The sequence below is a fragment of the Fluviicola sp. genome (assembly GCF_039596355.1).
Taxonomy (GTDB): domain Bacteria; phylum Bacteroidota; class Bacteroidia; order Flavobacteriales_D; family Crocinitomicaceae; genus Fluviicola.
Genome location: NZ_JBCNJW010000007.1, coordinates 150,100 through 166,177, shown reverse-complemented (window position 1 = coordinate 166,177; position 16,078 = coordinate 150,100). Strand labels below are relative to the sequence as shown.

10 protein-coding genes and 1 riboswitch are annotated in these 16,078 nt (G+C 44.3%); of the genes, 7 read left to right on the top strand and 3 right to left on the bottom strand.

The annotated features are described in order from the left end of the window. Positions 1–127 precede the first annotated feature (127 nt). Positions 128–326, bottom strand: a riboswitch (cobalamin riboswitch). A gap of 191 nt (positions 327–517) precedes the next feature. Then, positions 518–1,081 carry a metallophosphoesterase family protein gene (locus ABDV94_RS13990; protein WP_343747821.1) on the bottom strand — a complete coding sequence of 188 codons (564 nt, stop codon included), beginning with the start codon at positions 1,079–1,081 and terminating at the stop codon, positions 518–520. A 216-nt stretch (positions 1,082–1,297) separates the two neighbouring features. On the opposite strand from ABDV94_RS13990, the gene ABDV94_RS13985 reads away from it, so the two are divergent. Both ABDV94_RS13985 and ABDV94_RS13980 read left to right on the top strand, forming a co-directional pair. Further along, the gene (locus tag ABDV94_RS13985) at positions 1,298–3,265 is read left to right on the top strand and encodes a T9SS type A sorting domain-containing protein (RefSeq protein ID WP_343747820.1); all 1,968 of its coding nucleotides are present in this window, start codon (positions 1,298–1,300) and stop codon (positions 3,263–3,265) included. A gap of 266 nt (positions 3,266–3,531) precedes the next feature. After that, complete coding sequence (locus ABDV94_RS13980) at positions 3,532–6,294, top strand: T9SS type A sorting domain-containing protein (protein WP_343747819.1); 2,763 nt, start codon at positions 3,532–3,534, stop codon at positions 6,292–6,294. A gap of 61 nt (positions 6,295–6,355) precedes the next feature. Here ABDV94_RS13980 and ABDV94_RS13975 read toward each other — a convergent pair whose 3' ends face one another. Together ABDV94_RS13975 and ABDV94_RS13970 are read right to left on the bottom strand one after the other, a co-directional pair. After that, positions 6,356–6,994 (bottom strand): response regulator transcription factor, encoded by a 639-nt coding sequence (locus ABDV94_RS13975; protein WP_343747818.1) that lies wholly within the window; start codon positions 6,992–6,994, stop codon positions 6,356–6,358. A gap of 12 nt (positions 6,995–7,006) precedes the next feature. Then, on the bottom strand, positions 7,007–9,976 hold the full coding sequence (locus ABDV94_RS13970) for a two-component regulator propeller domain-containing protein (RefSeq protein ID WP_343747817.1): 2,970 nt from the start codon (positions 9,974–9,976) through the stop codon (positions 7,007–7,009). 386 nt (positions 9,977–10,362) lie between these two features. On the opposite strand from ABDV94_RS13970, the gene ABDV94_RS13965 reads away from it, so the two are divergent. From ABDV94_RS13965 to ABDV94_RS13945, 5 genes are all read left to right on the top strand, one after another. Then, positions 10,363–10,995 carry a tetratricopeptide repeat protein gene (locus ABDV94_RS13965; protein ID WP_343747816.1) on the top strand — a complete coding sequence of 211 codons (633 nt, stop codon included), beginning with the start codon at positions 10,363–10,365 and terminating at the stop codon, positions 10,993–10,995. 10 nt (positions 10,996–11,005) lie between these two features. After that, a complete protein-coding gene (ribH, locus tag ABDV94_RS13960) occupies positions 11,006–11,497 on the top strand; it encodes a 6,7-dimethyl-8-ribityllumazine synthase (RefSeq protein WP_343747815.1) in 492 nt (163 codons plus the stop codon). 59 nt (positions 11,498–11,556) lie between these two features. Beyond that, complete coding sequence (glmM, locus tag ABDV94_RS13955; protein WP_343747814.1) at positions 11,557–12,942, top strand: phosphoglucosamine mutase; 1,386 nt, start codon at positions 11,557–11,559, stop codon at positions 12,940–12,942. A 111-nt stretch (positions 12,943–13,053) separates the two neighbouring features. Further along, the gene (locus ABDV94_RS13950) at positions 13,054–14,013 is read left to right on the top strand and encodes a hypothetical protein (RefSeq protein WP_343747813.1); all 960 of its coding nucleotides are present in this window, start codon (positions 13,054–13,056) and stop codon (positions 14,011–14,013) included. A 363-nt stretch (positions 14,014–14,376) separates the two neighbouring features. Continuing rightward, positions 14,377–16,053, top strand: a complete 1,677-nt coding sequence (locus tag ABDV94_RS13945; RefSeq protein WP_343747812.1) for a DUF4139 domain-containing protein — start codon at positions 14,377–14,379, stop codon at positions 16,051–16,053. Positions 16,054–16,078 lie beyond the last annotated feature (25 nt).

Here is a 16,078-nt window from a genome sequence, read left to right as displayed (position 1 = left end):
TTTAGCATTTAAATAAGTTAATAAATGAAGGCAGCGCCCTCGGTCTAAGTAAGCAAATGAAAAAATCAGAGCATAAGAACGAACTGAAAGCCGGAGCTTCCAATTGAACTTGACTTTAATCTGAAGTCTTCATTCAGTTGTCCAAGGCAGGTATTCTGACTTCCCTCCGGTTGCTTCTCCTTCCCGTCCTGGCTTGGCGCCGCGACAGTGGAATAATGAAGTCCGTTTGACTAAGGGTTACAGCTGCAGATACAGTTTCGGATTCTCACCGAATTCCCTATTATCTTTTGTATTGCTACAATCGAACCAAAAACGGTGCAAAGGTACGGTTTTTATTTGAATGGGAGTTTGGAGGAGGGAATGGGAGATTGTGGAAGAATAAATGGGATTTATTATTTGTTCAAAATACGTATAGACATAGCTTGTCCCGCCATTGCGGGATGTCTATTAGCCCAGCAGGAATGGGCTTTTTACACAATATTGTGAATTTATAAAAAGGTATTTTTAAAACCACTTCTCATCGCTCACCAACCTCAAACGGCGGTGTCCACGTTTTCTGCTTCATAATGGCCTTCACCTCATCATAGGACAGCGGATAAAAATCGTGGCAGTCCACACCGATGTCGAACGACAAGGAGTTTTCCCAATCAGGAAGTGTATTGTGCGAATGTCCGTACAAATGCCAGGTTCCGCGTGAAGCACCTCTCCAGGTTCGCATCGCATAATGGAGTAACACGATACGCTGAACACCGTTCGCACAGGTTTCATCTTTTACCTTCAACTCGTAATATTCCTTCACCCAGGCAAAGCGCTTGCGTTTATTCAGAGCCGTTGCATCGTGATTTCCAACGATCAGGTGGATATTTCCGTTGAGTTGATCCATAATCTCCGTAAAAGCTTCTGCGGAATTCAAGGCCAGGTCGCCCAGATGGTACACATCATCTCCCTTTTGGATTTTCTCATTCCAGCGACGGATCAGTTCGCGATCCATTTCTTCCACGGATTCGAACGGACGGTTACAGAAACGAATGATATTGGCGTGTCCGAAATGATGGTCAGAAGTAAAGAAGATGTTTCCCATAGGATAGATTGCTATTCAGATTGAGTTACAAATATAAGCAGATTATATACGACGAAAGTATGAGATTCTATCTGTTAACGGGGTAATTGAGCAGAAAAAGCATACAAACAACGTATTGTAAGTGAATTCACGGGGTTTTATTTTCGTAAAGCATGCAGGGGGCGACGAAATCCGCTGGCCCTTAAAGCTTTAATAAATAACATAAACTTATACACTATGAAGAATCGAAAACAATTAGCCTTACTGGCTTTTGGCTGTTTACTGGCTTCTTTCCAGGTGATTTATGCCCAGAAAGAAGGAGTGAGCAGACACGAATGGCTGGAACAAATGGAAAACGAAGAACAACGAATTGCTGCTTATGTCAACGAACAATTACTCAACACTGCTCAAAACGAACGGATCAAGGAAAATTTCCTGGCAGCCAGGCATCATGAAGATGCTGGAGTCGATTCAAAAGTCATGGCAGAAAATTACCTGAAAAGCTATTACCGTGAACAATACCTGAAACTGCATCCGGAAGCAGCGAAGATTTATAACCCGGGAAGGGTTTCTGCTCCTGTACCGGCAAAAGCTGCTACATCAACAGTACTTTGCAGTGATGGTGATTTTGAGACGGGTATTCCCTCACTGGCTAGTTTTAACGGATACCTTACCAATACCTATTATGGTGGAGACTGTAGCTTTGTTCCGCCAACAAGCGTTGCCTACACTTATTTGGGACCGTTACCCGGATTACCGGATAATTTTGACTTAACGAATAACGTCCCGGATCCGATTGTGCCCGTTATCAATCAAACACACAATAGCTCTGCTCATGCTATCCGGATCAATGCCCCGACGCCATGTGGCTGGCACAATAACGAAGTGAATATGCTTCAGAAAACGTTTTCTCCTTCCGTAACAGGAAGAAACCGGATCAATTTTTCGTATGCCCTGGTGATGGAAGATCCATCACATTATTCGCCACCTCAAAACCCGTTTTTTTTGGCGAGAGTGTTGGATAATACCGGATCCGAAATTGCTCGTTTTTGTAAAGTGGCTGACGTATCTGATCCTTTCTTTATCAGTACATCATTAACAACGTGTGGGTATACAAGTGCAGGAGTTTACAGGGATTGGGATTGTGCTTTTCTGGAATTCGACGCCAATGTATTTCTATCATACACACTGGAAATTTTTGTAGCAGATTGTGGTGCAGGCGGACATTTCGGCTATGCGTATGTGGATGATATTTGTATCGATGTGTGTAATACCACATCCGTACCTGCACCGGAGAATTTGAGATGTACTCCGGTTATCAATGGGCCGTATTATGGCAGTTATCTTTCATGGGATCCTGTTCCGGGAGCAGTTTCCTATATTGTAACCATTCACGAAAAAGATTCCTTGTGTTGTCGTCCTGATCCGTTAATACCGGGTGGTTATACATATGATATACCAGCTTCCTCAACCCTTACATCAGTTATCGATTCCATTCCGCATTGCTTCTCGTGGACGGTCGTAGCAGTAATGCCTGGAGGAGGTTTATCGCGCCGTTCTGAACCATTCTGTTCATGTACTCCTGGCGGGCCGCCTCCATACGGATTGAGATGTGATCCTGTTGGATTAGACAGCAGACTTTCCTGGTCTCCGCTTCCGATGGCAGTTTCCTACAAAGTCGCTTTGTATGCTTACGATCCGGCGTGTTGCGCTCCGAATCCGTTATACCCAAGCGGATTTGTTTCCGAGTGGACAGTCACTGGGACCACCGTAACGGTTCCTTCATCCTTTGCCGATTGCTTTAGCTGGACGGTAGTTGGTGTAACGGCGGATGGATTGGAGACCGTAATTTCGGAAAGAAAATGTTCCTGCGGAGTATCGATTTCTGTGTCCATGAAAGGCGAAGGGACAACTCCTTCGGGAACCGGTTCCGGAAAAATAGATGATGGAATCTCAGCAACAGCAGTACCGAATCCGGCTTCCGAATATGTAGCGTTTACAGTATCCGGTAAGCAGGAAACTCCCGCTGGATTGACACTTCATCTCTTCGATATGAGTGGTCGTGAATTACTCAATAAACCAATCGATCAGAATGGCAAACTCCAGATTGATGTTCGTTTATTCCTGAGCGGTGTTTACATCTACGAAATCAGAAGTAAGGACAAAACCCTGTACAAGGACAAAATCCTGATCGAAAAACAATAAAACCCAATCAGATCTAAATAGGAAGCTGTCTGTCTACTGGCGGGCAGCTTCTTTTTTATTCCGGGTAAGGTTCGGTTGGTTGATTGATCCATATTCCGTCGTATACGACAAAAGTATGAGAAGGCCTCTGGTTTCTGCGCAAATAGTGCTGAAAAAGCATACAAAGAACGTATTGACGGGCTTTTCTGTCGGACCTATTTTCGTAAAGCATGCAGGTGGCTTCCGAAAAACCTTCAACAGAGTAGGAAATCTAAAATAGAACGAATATGAAACAAACTAACTACAAGAGCATGCTCACCCTTGTGATACTGTATCTAATGGGGTTGCAGCATAGTATGGCTCAATTGAACTACGATTTCACCTATAGATATGCGGGAAATGGAGGAAGTGGTGTGACCGATACAGGAATTTTGGCGACTTCCCGGAGCGTGAATCCGAGCGGAGGGATGACCGTTGACAGAAATGGAAACATGTATATGGGAGAAGGACACCAGATCATTAAAATCGATGTTATAACAGGAGTCACTTCCGTGGTTGCAGGTACGGGTGTTGCCGGGTTTTCAGGAGATGGATTGCCCGCAATATCAGCACAACTCAATGGAATTTTGGATATCACCGTTGACATGAAAACAAATGACATCTATTTTATTGATCAATATACCAGCGGTGGTCCCGGAGGTTTGGGATCGGGAACCAGAGTTCGGAAAATTACCGCGTCGGGGATAATATCTACTGTAGCTGGTAACGGTACGGTCGGTCATTCGGGAGATAACTTTTCAGCAATATCCGCGAATATTTCGGCGCGTGCCATTGCCATTGCTCCCAATAGCAAATTGTTAATAGCCGAACCCTTCTACATCAGAGAAGTGCCCCAAAGCACCGGTATCATTCAAACCATTGCAGGAAGCGGAACCAGTCCGTATACCATTTCAGGAACGGGAACAGCAGCATTGTCCACGAACCTTGATCTCGGTGAAGGACAGATTGAATGTGATGCCTATGGCAACATTTATATTTCGGAAAGCCCCTGGCATATCATCCGGAAAATAGACCCGGTAAGTAATGGGATTGCGCTGTTTGCAGGAACACCGGCTGTAACGCGCGGAGCACCGGGTGGGTATTTAGGAGACGGAGGTTCGGCGACCGCTGCTCAATTTTACAATCCCCAGGATTTTGTTTTTGACAGTTTCGGAAATATGTATGTCGGAGATTGTCAGAATTTTGTTGTCAGAAAAATAACGCCGGGAAGAGCCATCTCTACCGTTGCCGGGAATGGTATGAGTACTTTCCCGGGACTTCCTCCCGCTTGCGGAAAACCAAAAGAGACCCGGATAGGATATATTAAGCGGGTTGCGATTGATCCGGATAATTGTGTGTACATGTTTAATGTTGAGCATCCGGTTATATGGAAAATATCAGAGGGATTGAAAGTGAAAAACATAGACATTAACTCCTTATGTGCTCCGGGAACTCCGGGCGCAACAGTAACCCCGAAACTCACCGCTGAGTTGACTGGCGGAGTACCGCCTTATATCTGCTACTGGCAATCTATGACGGAAAACAATGTCACACTGAATAATGATACCCTGTTAGCACCAACGATTACAGGAGCCGGAATTCCGGGTAAAGGGGTATTTACTTTTATGACGGAAGATCACTCTTCCTGCTCTTATGCTGCAACCCGGCAGGTTCGTTTTGCACTGAATTCGATTGCGAATTTCGATCTTGCGATGAGAGATTCTTACTTTGATATGTATGATGAACCCAATTCTCAGAATTTTGATCATTCACCGTGGGATCCGGATATCTGGAACCGGGTATTTCCGGATGACCGTGTGAATATCAATCAGGATGTATGTTTTTCAACAGCTTCAAGTATGTGTGATAATCACCTGTATGTTACGGTTCGAAATGTAGGATGTTTTGCTTCTCCTGCGGGGAAAAAAGTGAAAATGTACTGGACAGTTGGAGGAACCGAACAACAGTGGCCCGGAAAATGGACAACAGATATTTACCCGGGAACCTCCCAGCCGCAAGGTTTGGAAATTGCTGATATCACCCTTCCGTCAATTCCGGCCGGATCAAAGCAGGAATTTAAACAAGCATGGGCAGCACCTGATCCGTCACTTTATACGGGATCCAGTAATATGGGAATCTGTTTTATGGGACGCGTTGTTGATGGTCACCATCCGGTTAATACAGATGGGATGACCTATGAAGAATCGGAACACGTGTTCCTGAATATGGAATACAATAACAATATCGTATTGCGGAATTCGAAAGTCGTAAGAATATATCACCTCCCGGGGAGAAAGTTAACCGTACTGGCAGGAAGTACAGCAAGTGTGGCAGAAGTATCTTCTATTCGTTTTATCAATAAAGATGTGACTGCCAGTACACTCAGTATGTATGCCGATATTACAGTTTATCTCGGAGACATTTATGATTTATGGGTAGCTGGCGGTTCTTTGGGAACATATCAGCAAACCAATCCCGCTGCAAAAACGGTCACATTCAATGGAACGAACGAAATCAGGCTGGATGGAATTTTGTTTCCTCCGAATTTTCAATATCCTGTGGAGATCGATTTTGCACTTAAACCAGGAGTAGACGGTACTGAAATGAGAACAGAATACGTGTATTTTCAGCAGTTTTTCAATACACAGCAAGGACCTAAGTTGCGTGGAAATTTTGAGTTTATTGTGACCTATGATGGGGAAGAAGCTCCTTCCGGGGCATACCGTGCCGAAGGAACGGATAACGGGGAACAGGCTGTGAAGAATCAACGGGATGTAAAAGTATTTCCGAATCCCACCTCTTCCACATTGAGTTTTGAACTTCCTTCCGTGGTGGAAAATGCAGAGATCATACTTGTTGATGTTTCAGGACAGGTGGTTGCCAAACAATCACTGAAAGATCAGCGATCGACTAAAATGGATGTAAAATCCCTGGCTACAGGTATTTATATCTACCGAATAAGTACATCAACGGGAATTGTTCAATCCGGAACGGTGGTCGTTGACAAATAGAAACGGTTACTTCAAAGCGCTTCATGATACAAGGTGAAGCGCTTTGGATAACTTTTGAAACTCATTTATTTCGCCCCGTTTTGTTCAATGCTTCAACCCGGTTGTGGACATGCAGTTTTTCGTAGATGTGATAAATGTGCGTGCGGATGGTGTGCAGGCTAACCGTGAGCCTGGTAGCGATTTCCTTATTGGCATAGCCTTTTGCAACCAAATCCAGGATTTCGTTTTCCCGTTTGGTCAGCAAAGGTTCTTTTTCCTGGAATGGTTTACTCGCTGTTTGTTTGAAGGAATCAACCACTTTTCGGGCAATGGTACTGCTCATGGGAGCACCTCCGTTAACCAGGTCTTTGATCGATTGAATGAGTGTCTGACCTGCAGAGCGTTTCAGTAAATACCCGTTGGCTCCGGCTTTCAGCGCATTGAAAATTTTCTCTGAATCTTCCAGTACAGTACACATCATGACGAGGATTTCGGGGTAGCGTTCCTTGATTTCCCGGGTACATTCGATTCCGTCTATTCCGGGGAGGTTAATATCCATCAGTACAACCTGTGGTTTCGACTCGCGAAAAGCATTCAGGGCTTCTTCCGCATTCGAAAACGAAGTGCAGTGAAAGCCCGGTTCCGAATGAATGATAAACATCATGCCTTCGCGCATGTCCGAATGATCTTCGATAATACTAACGTGAATGAGTGGAGTCATACGTGATTCTTTTCAAATGGGTAATTCTATGAGAATAGACGTTCCTTTTCCCCTTGTCGTTGCAATAGATAATTTACCTTTCAGCATTTGAATCCGTTTCTGCATATTCCGAAAGCCATTGCCGCTGGTGCGGAGATCCGGATCAAATCCGGTTCCGTTATCCTGTATGTTGATCGTCAGAGTGTTTGAAGACTCTGAAATAACGATTGAAACATGGCTGGCATGAGCATGTTTGACTACATTGTGCAGAATTTCTTTCACCAGCAGGAAGGTACTTCGTCGCTGCTCGGCGCTCATGGGCGTATCGCGGTAAAGCGAATCGCCAATCTCCAGGGTGGTAGCAATGGCATATTTCTCTGAAAACTGGTAAACGTAATCCCGCAGGTAGGCCAGGAGATTGTGCAGCGTGTCGTTCGAAGGGTTGAGTGTCCAGATGACCTCGTTCATTTTGTTGATCACTTCATGCGAAGCCGCTTCCAGTTTGTCCAGTACACTACTCATGGCTCCCGTTGATTGTTGATTCCGCAAAGTTTTCGACAAAATAATGATGCTGGTGATTTCCGAACCGATATCGTCGTGGATATCTGCCGAAATCCGCATGCGTTCCTTTTCAATGGCTTCACGCTCCCGCATAACCATTAATTGGTTTTTGACCTTTCTTTTCAAGATGTACCGGAAGGTGAGAATGAGTAACGCAATCCCCAAAGCGCTGCTGAGAACCAAAAACCAGGTGCTGTAATAAAATGGCGGTGTAATCGTAAACCGGATGATCTTGGAACGACTCCAGTTGCTGTTGTACTTTTTTGCCTGGATTTCGAGCGCATATTTCCCGAATGGAAGTCCGGAGAATTCGATTTCATTAGAAGAGGTAATCTGCCATTCTTTTTGATCTCCGGCAAAGCGGTAGCGGTATTGAACCAGCTGCGGTTTATCCATCACAGGGGCGATATACCCGATGGTAATCCCTTTATCCGGATTGTATGGAAGCGTGAACTGCTTTTCGATGTCAAATTCCGTTTTTCCCGATCGAAGATGCTGAATGCAGAGAACGGGAGGTTTGGCGGAAGCCAAATCCCGGATCGGTAGGCGGAGAATCGATAGTCCTTCAGAAGTAGCGGCATATAGGCAGTTTTCCCAAAACGCCAGATCATTCACATCATTTGAAAGCAATCCTTTGTCCTGTTTCACATTCCGGAGGAGTTTGAATTGATCTTTTTGGAAGGAAAGAATGGAAATCCCGCCGTTGGTGGCAACATAAATCGTGTCGTGGAGGCAGTAGATGCGTTTGCAGACCGAGCCGGCTAATCCATCCCGGTATTTGAATCCGGCAATCCATTTGTTATCCTTCAAAGCAATCAAGCCATCACTGTAGGTTGCGAGGAACAACACACCGTGGCTATTTTCGGCATAATGCTGTACCCGTACTTTCAACCGGTGATCCATGGCAGACAGATCGGTATAATCTTCCTGTTTGTGATCGTGAAGTTGCAGGAATCCCTTGAGGGTACTTTGATAGCTTCTGCCTTTTGAATCAATGTAATTGCTGAAGATTCTTCCATGCATACCGGCCGCTTTTAGGTCGGGATAATCAAAAATCATACGCCGTTTATTCAGTTTTCGGGTAGGAGAATTAGGACTGATCCGGTAGACATTGCCCTGCGGATCGAAGTAAATCCCTTTATTGGCAGAAAGATGTTTCCCCTTGCGATCGGTGATTTCAATCGGAGAATCGAAAACTCCGGCAGATTTTTTCCGGATAAACAAAATCAGCCGGTCGGTTGCCACCCAGATATTTCCGTCCCGGTCCTGTTTAATTTGCAGTACCCGGTTGATCAACGGAGAATATATTCCCAGATCATAATGTCGGGAGCCTTTCTTTGAAAAAGAACTGAGATACCCGTTGGTATATCCGAGCCAAAGCGTTCCGTCGTCCGAAATACAAGTGCTCAGCAGGTGTTTTCCTTCGGGATGTGCATTCACCTCAAGTTCCAACGGATTGGCCAGCCTGGAATAGGGAATCTTGTAAATCCCTTCGGCTTTGGTTAGAAACCAGATATTGTTTTCCCTGTCAAAACAAATAAAGGCAGGCTTATTAGGGAGAATGTTGGCCGGTTTTTGGTAATAACTGCCTTTTTTCTGGTAGAACAGGTTCTGCCCGGTGAGATCGGAGCGCCAGATATTCGAGTGCTGGTCTTTGTTAAACCAATAGTATAGTTTGTACATTGGAATGTGGTCAAACGGGATGAGGTAGCGGGCTTTTAGTCCGTCAATCCCGTAGAGTTTGCCCCTGATGCTGGAAAGAATGGCACTGCTTGATGCATTGGTATACCAGATTCTTTCCCGAAGGGTTTTCTTCAATTCGGGAGCATGAACTTTTTGGAGTGCTCCGGAAGGTGGGATTTTAAAAATATCTCCATCGGAATATGCACTGCCTTCCGTAACACAGAAGATATTTTTCCGGTCTTGACTCGGATAAATGCAGGCGATATATCCCGGAAGCTTATACCGTCTGACCCGGTTTTGAAGATCAATCCGGATCAGTTCCTTTGAAACCGAAGGAATATAAATATTTCCCCGCGTGTCTTCCGCAAACGAAAAGGTGTTGCCCAGGTATTGGTCGGGGAGTTGCCTGACCATCGGGTCATTTTTTTCCGAATAAAACTTCCCGTTGTAATAATAACTGATCTTTTTACTGAACGGAAAAAACCAGATGCGTCCTTTTCTGTCTTCATACATGGAAAGGACTTCATCTTCGGCTAGTCCGTCTTCCGTGGTGAAATTGGTGAATTTTTTACCGTCAAAACGACTGACTCCCGCATCGGTCGAAATCCATAAAAATCCTTGTTTGTCCTGTAAAGCAAAATAAACCGTTTGACTGGGGAGTCCGTCGTTAACGGTATAATGGTCGTAACTGATTTGTGCAAAAGCGTCCGCACAGCATACGTTAAAGCTAGCTAAGACAAACAGGAATCGGTAGAGCATAAGTCGTCATTCAGTGAATTTAATTGCTCAATATAAAAATTCCGGAGCTTGCGGGAAAAGTAAAACCTCCAAAAATCAAGTTGTTTTCACGAAAATGTCTTTTTATGTGCGAATTCAGGTGTTTAACGAAATGCAAAAATAGATAGGTTGCAAAAAGGTTCAGGATAAACCTATGTGATCTATAGTGGTTGAAGATTCACCATCTAATTTTTAAATCAGCGTGATCCGTGCGATTTGCGGGAGAAAGACTACGTTTTTCTTCAGAAATCTTTGTCATTCAGATGAAAACAAAACCAAAAAATGCTTCTCCACAAGCACCTTTTGATAAGTTTCAACCCGAGATTCGAAAAAAAGATTATTTTTGCAACGCTTAAATAGAAAAACAAATGGCAGGAACTACCAGTTTTAACGATATTAAACGTCAATTTCAACAGAATAAAAAACTTCGAATCATCACTGCAGTAGTGATTGGACTCATTGTAGGAATTCTTGGATATATTCTTTACAAACAGTTTGTTTATGCGCCGAAAAACCAGAAATCCAATGAAGGTTACTACAAAGGATTGAACCTGGCGGCAAAAGATTCAGTAGATGCAGCAATCGCTGAGTTGGAACCTTTTGTAAAGAAAAACGACGGATATCAGGGAGGTCAGGTAGCGAAGTTTACACTTGCGCGTCAGTACATGGCGAAAAACGAATTCCAGAAAGCATTGAAATTGCTGGAAGATGTTTCGTTGAAAGATACATATGGTCCTGCAATGGTTTTGGGTCTTCAGGGAGATTGCTACAGCGAGCTGGGTAAATACAAAGATGCATTGAGTATGTATGAAGACGCAGCTGAAGTAAACGAGAACGAATGGACAACACCTACTTACCTGTTCAAAGCAGGTCAGGTTGCGGAAGAAATCAAAGACTACGCGAAAGCAAAAGAGTTATACGAAAAAATTAACACGGATTACTACATGTTCGGTCAACAGAAAACGATTGACAAATACATTGCCAGAGTGTCCAATAAATAACGAAAGAAACGTGGCTACAAGTTTAAAAAACTTATCAGCGTTCGATCAAGATACTATTCCAAACGGTGCCGATTTTTCAATCGGCATTGTTGTTTCTGAATGGAACGGTCATATCACTTCCAAATTACTGGAGGGCGCTGTTGAAACCTTGCTGGGGGCAGGAGTAAAAGAATCCAATCTGAAAATCAAACAGGTTCCGGGAGCATTCGAATTGCCCTTGGGAGCTCAGTGGTTCGCTCAGGATGATCAAATCGACGGAATCATTGCAATCGGTGTGGTGATCCAGGGAGAAACCCGCCATTTTGACTTCGTTTGTTCGGGAACAACCCAGGGAATCGTAGATGTGACGCTGAAATACAACAAACCGGTTGGTTTCTGTTTGCTGACAGACAATACCGAACAGCAGTCCATTGACCGGGCAGGAGGAAAACATGGAAACAAAGGTGTAGAAGCCGCAGTGACCGTTTTGAAGATGATCGAATTAAAGAAAAAATTTAATTAAAAATTCAAAATTAAAAAAGGGTCAATTTTACACTTTTGAATTTTTCATTTTGACTTAGCATGACATTAATCAAATCCATTTCAGGAATCAGGGGAACAATTGGTGGAGTTCCCGGTGATAATTTAACTCCGATTGATGCGGTACAATTTGCAGCTGCATACGGAACCTGGCTCCGGTCGGTTTCGGGATCAGGTCCATTGAAAGTAGTCGTAGGAAGAGATGCCCGCCTTTCAGGTGAAATGATTGCATCACTGGTGATTCAAACACTGGTAGGTTTGGGAGTCGAAGTCATTGATTTGGGCTTGTCGACCACCCCGACGGTGGAAATGGCCGTTCCGTACCACCAGGCAAACGGAGGAATCATCCTTACAGCTTCTCACAACCCGAAACAATGGAATGCCCTGAAACTGCTCAATAGCAAAGGAGAATTCATTTCAGGTGCAGAAGGCGAGTTATTGTTGAAAATTGCCACTGAAGGAAGCTTTGTCTTTGCAGAAATCGATGCCATCGGGAAAGTCGTGAAAGATGAACAGGCGATCGAACGCCACATCGAAGCGATCTGTGCCCTTCCGGATGTAGATCTTCCCGCAATCCGGAATGCGAACTTCAGAATCGTAGTAGATGCCGTAAACTCGACGGGAGGAATTTCCGTTCCGCAATTGCTGCGCAGACTGGGAGTCACGGAGATCATTGAAATGTACTGCGATCCAACCGGACATTTCCCGCACAATCCGGAACCCTTGAAAGAACACCTGACGGAATTGTCGGCGCGTGTGGTTTCCGAAAAAGCACATCTGGGAATTACCGTTGATCCGGATGTAGATCGCCTGGCGTTGGTAAACGAAGACGGATCCATGTTTGGGGAAGAATACACACTCGTTGCCGTTTCGGAATACATTCTTTCCAAGCGCAAAGGAGCAACGGTTTCAAACCTGAGTTCTACCAGGGCACTGCGTGACATTACCGAAGAAGCAGGTTGCACCTACCATGCATCTGCAGTAGGAGAAGTAAATGTCGTGGTGAAAATGAAAGAAACCGATGCCGTAATCGGTGGAGAAGGAAACGGCGGGATCATTTACCCGGACTTACACTACGGAAGAGACTCATTGGTGGGAATCGCCTTGTTCCTGTCGCATTTGGCGCACAAGCAGGTGAGTATGACCGCACTGCGTGCATCGTACCCGAACTACGAAATGGCGAAGAAGAAAATCGACCTCACTCCGGGAATCGATGTAGATGCGATTCTCGAGAAAATGGCAGAGAACTACAAAAATGAAGAAGTAGATACCGTTGACGGAGTAAAAATCTACATCGGGAAAGAATGGGTTCACCTGCGCAAAAGCAACACCGAACCAATCATTCGCGTTTACACCGAAAGCAAAGATGCACAAGCCGCTTCAGATTTGGCAGACCGCATTATCGGTGAAATCAAAGCCTTGATCTGAGAAACAAATCAAACCTCAATGAGAGGTCAGAAATAAAAAGATCCTAAAACTTCCGTGATAATCAACTTGCGGAAGTTTTTTTGAATCCACTCAACACAACCCGAAACACACATGACAGTAGAATCCCTTTTCCAGGCTATTACAGACAGCAATCAACAGTTGATGCCGTACTTTGTTCGTTATTGCAAACAGATGCTCGAAAACTCCGGCGAACAATACTGGGAAGAAGAGCGTCTGGCGGAAGCACGTTTTATCTACCTGAATTATTTTCAGCAGGATTATGAACTGTATTTCCACTACCTGGATGCCGATATCGACGAAGTTTACGAAAACGAGACCTATTCATTTACGGAATTCCTGGCGGAATACGCTCCGGAGCTGGCAGAAAAGTACCAGGGATTCATTCCCGCATCACTGGCTGAAGACGAACACGATTTGTTGATTGAATACACCATGGAAGTGGAAGAGTGGATGGCGGAAACGTTTAAAGCTGTTTTTGCTGACCTTAATGAGAATACTGCGAACCTTCCGGTTGTTTTCAGAGAAGAAGACTCAGAGCGGTTCATGGATATTGCAACGGGTGAAACCTACGATCATGTGGAATTGAAAACCTACGCTTTCGACAAACTCTCAACGGAAGAATTATTGTCCCTGATGCAGGATAAACTATCGGATACGCAGCGTTACTTTTTGAATTTTTCCGACTTTCAATTTGAAAATGAAGGTCAGTCCGTTTGGTCGGAAGAAAACAGGAAGCGGGGAAAAGCAGTTGTGATTCGCCCCGGATATGATTCAGGCTCCATTTACATGGATTTGCTGGATGCACAGGGAGAAATCATCCAAAAGGAAACCGATTGGAATTACGCAGACTACATGAAGGAAAAAGAAGCATTTGTATACCGCAGGCTGGGCATCTATTTCCCCTTCGAAGTGTATGACTATATCCAGGGTGAACGAGAAGACGAAATCGCTCCGTTTAGAGATGCGATGAATCACTGCCTGGCAGAAGCAGTAAAGCAATCCCGTTTTGCAGCTGTATATCCTCCTTGTTTGATCCGCGAAGGAATGTAAGATAATTCACATCGGACACAGAATACATCGTGTGTTAAAATCCACCTGCAAATCAACCACATAGTTACATAGAACACATAGCTGTTGATCTTAACTCTCAGATCATTCATCTGCGGAAATCTATCAAGTCTGCGTGAAACAAATAATATGATAGTGTGCGGTCTGATAATGTATCCGTGTGAATCTGCGCTCATCTGCGTGCAAAAATTAAATTCATCTGTGTTTCTTGTCGTTTAATTTTTTACCGGTTTATCCATTGACAAACAGTTCGCTATGACCTGTTATTTCCCGCTTTCTACTTTTTTGTTAAAATTCATTTGAACGAAAATCGCATTTGGAAGTACATGAAGGAAATTGATTCCTATGAAAAAGATAGCAGTGCTCTTGCTGGCGGTTCTCCCAAATTTCCATTCGTTCGCCAACGACAAAGAGATCATTAAATCCACCATCAGTGAAGTGACGGTATATACCAGCGGTGCGCAAGTCTACCGCAAAGCAAACTTCAATGTCAAGCCCGGAATTACGGAACTGATCATCGAAGGTGTCAGCCCGAATATCGATCCGAAAAGCTTGCAGGTAAAAGCATTCGGAAACGTGGTCTTGCTGGATTCCAAGTACCAGGCGTACTACCCGAAGCCTGAAACGGTAAAACTGGAAGGGCTTCCGCTGAAAATCCGGAAAGACATCAACCTGTTGCAGGATTCTATCAATAATGTGAGTTATGACATCAAGGAAATCCAGGATGAGATCGATGTGCTGAATACCTCGAAAAACATCTTGTCGAACAACGGGGCTATTCGCGGACAGGGGAAAGTGAATGATTCCATCCAGTTATTGAAGCAGGCAATGGACTATTACCAGTTGAAGATGAATGAAATCAACAAAAAACTGCAGCAGCTGAACAAACGGATGCGTTTGAAAAACACCACCCTTCAGGAAATGAATGCGCGGATGAACGATCTGCAGAATTACCAGTCGTCCAATGCGCCGAAAATACCAACCGGCCCGATCCACCGTGTGATCATTACCGTTCAGTCCAAAGAAGTGGTTGCCGGAAGACTGGCAGTTTCTTACCTGGCCTCCGGAGCTTCCTGGATTCCTTCCTACGATATCCGAAGCGAAATCACAACCGGTAAAGTGAACCTGGCCTACAAAGCAAGCGTGCAGCAAAATACCGGAGAATCCTGGGATGATGTACAATTGACACTTTCTACCAACGATCCATACCAGAATAAAATCAAGCCGGATCTGCATCCATGGTATGTGGATTACTACAACTTCAGCGCAGTAAACGGAAGAATGAATACGATGAGTGTAACACCGTCGCCTACCTATAAATTGGCAGAACAGGAAAGATACCAAAAAGATGCTGTGGATTCTGAAATGGCTAATGCAGAAACAGCTGCGGATTTCACAACGGTTATCAACCGGGTATTGTCTGCTGAATACAAAATTGATTTGCCGTATACGATCGAAAGCAATGGTGACAGTCACTTCGTATTGGTGCGGAACGTAGATTTAGTGGCAAATTACCGCTACTATACCGTGCCGAAACTTGATCCGGGAGTGTTCCTGATTGCGGAAGTGCTCAAACTGGAAGATTTGCAGCTGGTTCCGGCAAGTGCGAATATCTTCTTCGACGGAACCTATATCGGTGAAACATACATCGACCCGACAGCGATGAACGACACCCTGAAACTGAGTCTTGGCAAAGATCCGAATATCATCGCAAAACGCATTCTGCTGAAGAAAGATTACAAGGAAAAAATCATCGGTAACGACATCGAACGCACATATGCGTATGAAATCTCTGTGAAAAACCTGAAAGCGAATTCCGTCGAACTGGTAATTGAAGACCAGATTCCTGTAACGACTAACGGAGAAATCGTTATAGAAACGATCAACACGGATAAAGCTGATTACGATAAAACGACAGGAAAATTAATCTGGACGGTTAATTTGAAGAGCAAAGTTTCAGATAGAAAGACCTACTCGTTCAAGATCAAGTATCCGAAAGATCGCAATGTCATCCTTCAATAGTTGTTTTGTTTTTGACAATGATCCC

Excerpts from the sequence above, each read along its gene's own strand:
- ABDV94_RS13990 (WP_343747821.1), bottom strand. The coding sequence starts at position 1,081 with ATGGGAAACATCTTCTTTACTTCTGACCATCATTTCGGACACGCCAAT.
- ABDV94_RS13985 (WP_343747820.1), top strand. The coding sequence starts at position 1,298 with ATGAAGAATCGAAAACAATTAGCCTTACTGGCTTTTGGCTGTTTACTG.
- ABDV94_RS13980 (WP_343747819.1), top strand. The coding sequence starts at position 3,532 with ATGAAACAAACTAACTACAAGAGCATGCTCACCCTTGTGATACTGTAT.
- ABDV94_RS13975 (WP_343747818.1), bottom strand. The coding sequence starts at position 6,994 with ATGACTCCACTCATTCACGTTAGTATTATCGAAGATCATTCGGACATG.
- ABDV94_RS13970 (WP_343747817.1), bottom strand. The coding sequence starts at position 9,976 with ATGCTCTACCGATTCCTGTTTGTCTTAGCTAGCTTTAACGTATGCTGT.
- ABDV94_RS13965 (WP_343747816.1), top strand. The coding sequence starts at position 10,363 with ATGGCAGGAACTACCAGTTTTAACGATATTAAACGTCAATTTCAACAG.
- glmM (WP_343747814.1), top strand. The coding sequence starts at position 11,557 with ATGACATTAATCAAATCCATTTCAGGAATCAGGGGAACAATTGGTGGA.
- ABDV94_RS13950 (WP_343747813.1), top strand. The coding sequence starts at position 13,054 with ATGACAGTAGAATCCCTTTTCCAGGCTATTACAGACAGCAATCAACAG.
- ABDV94_RS13945 (WP_343747812.1), top strand. The coding sequence starts at position 14,377 with ATGAAAAAGATAGCAGTGCTCTTGCTGGCGGTTCTCCCAAATTTCCAT.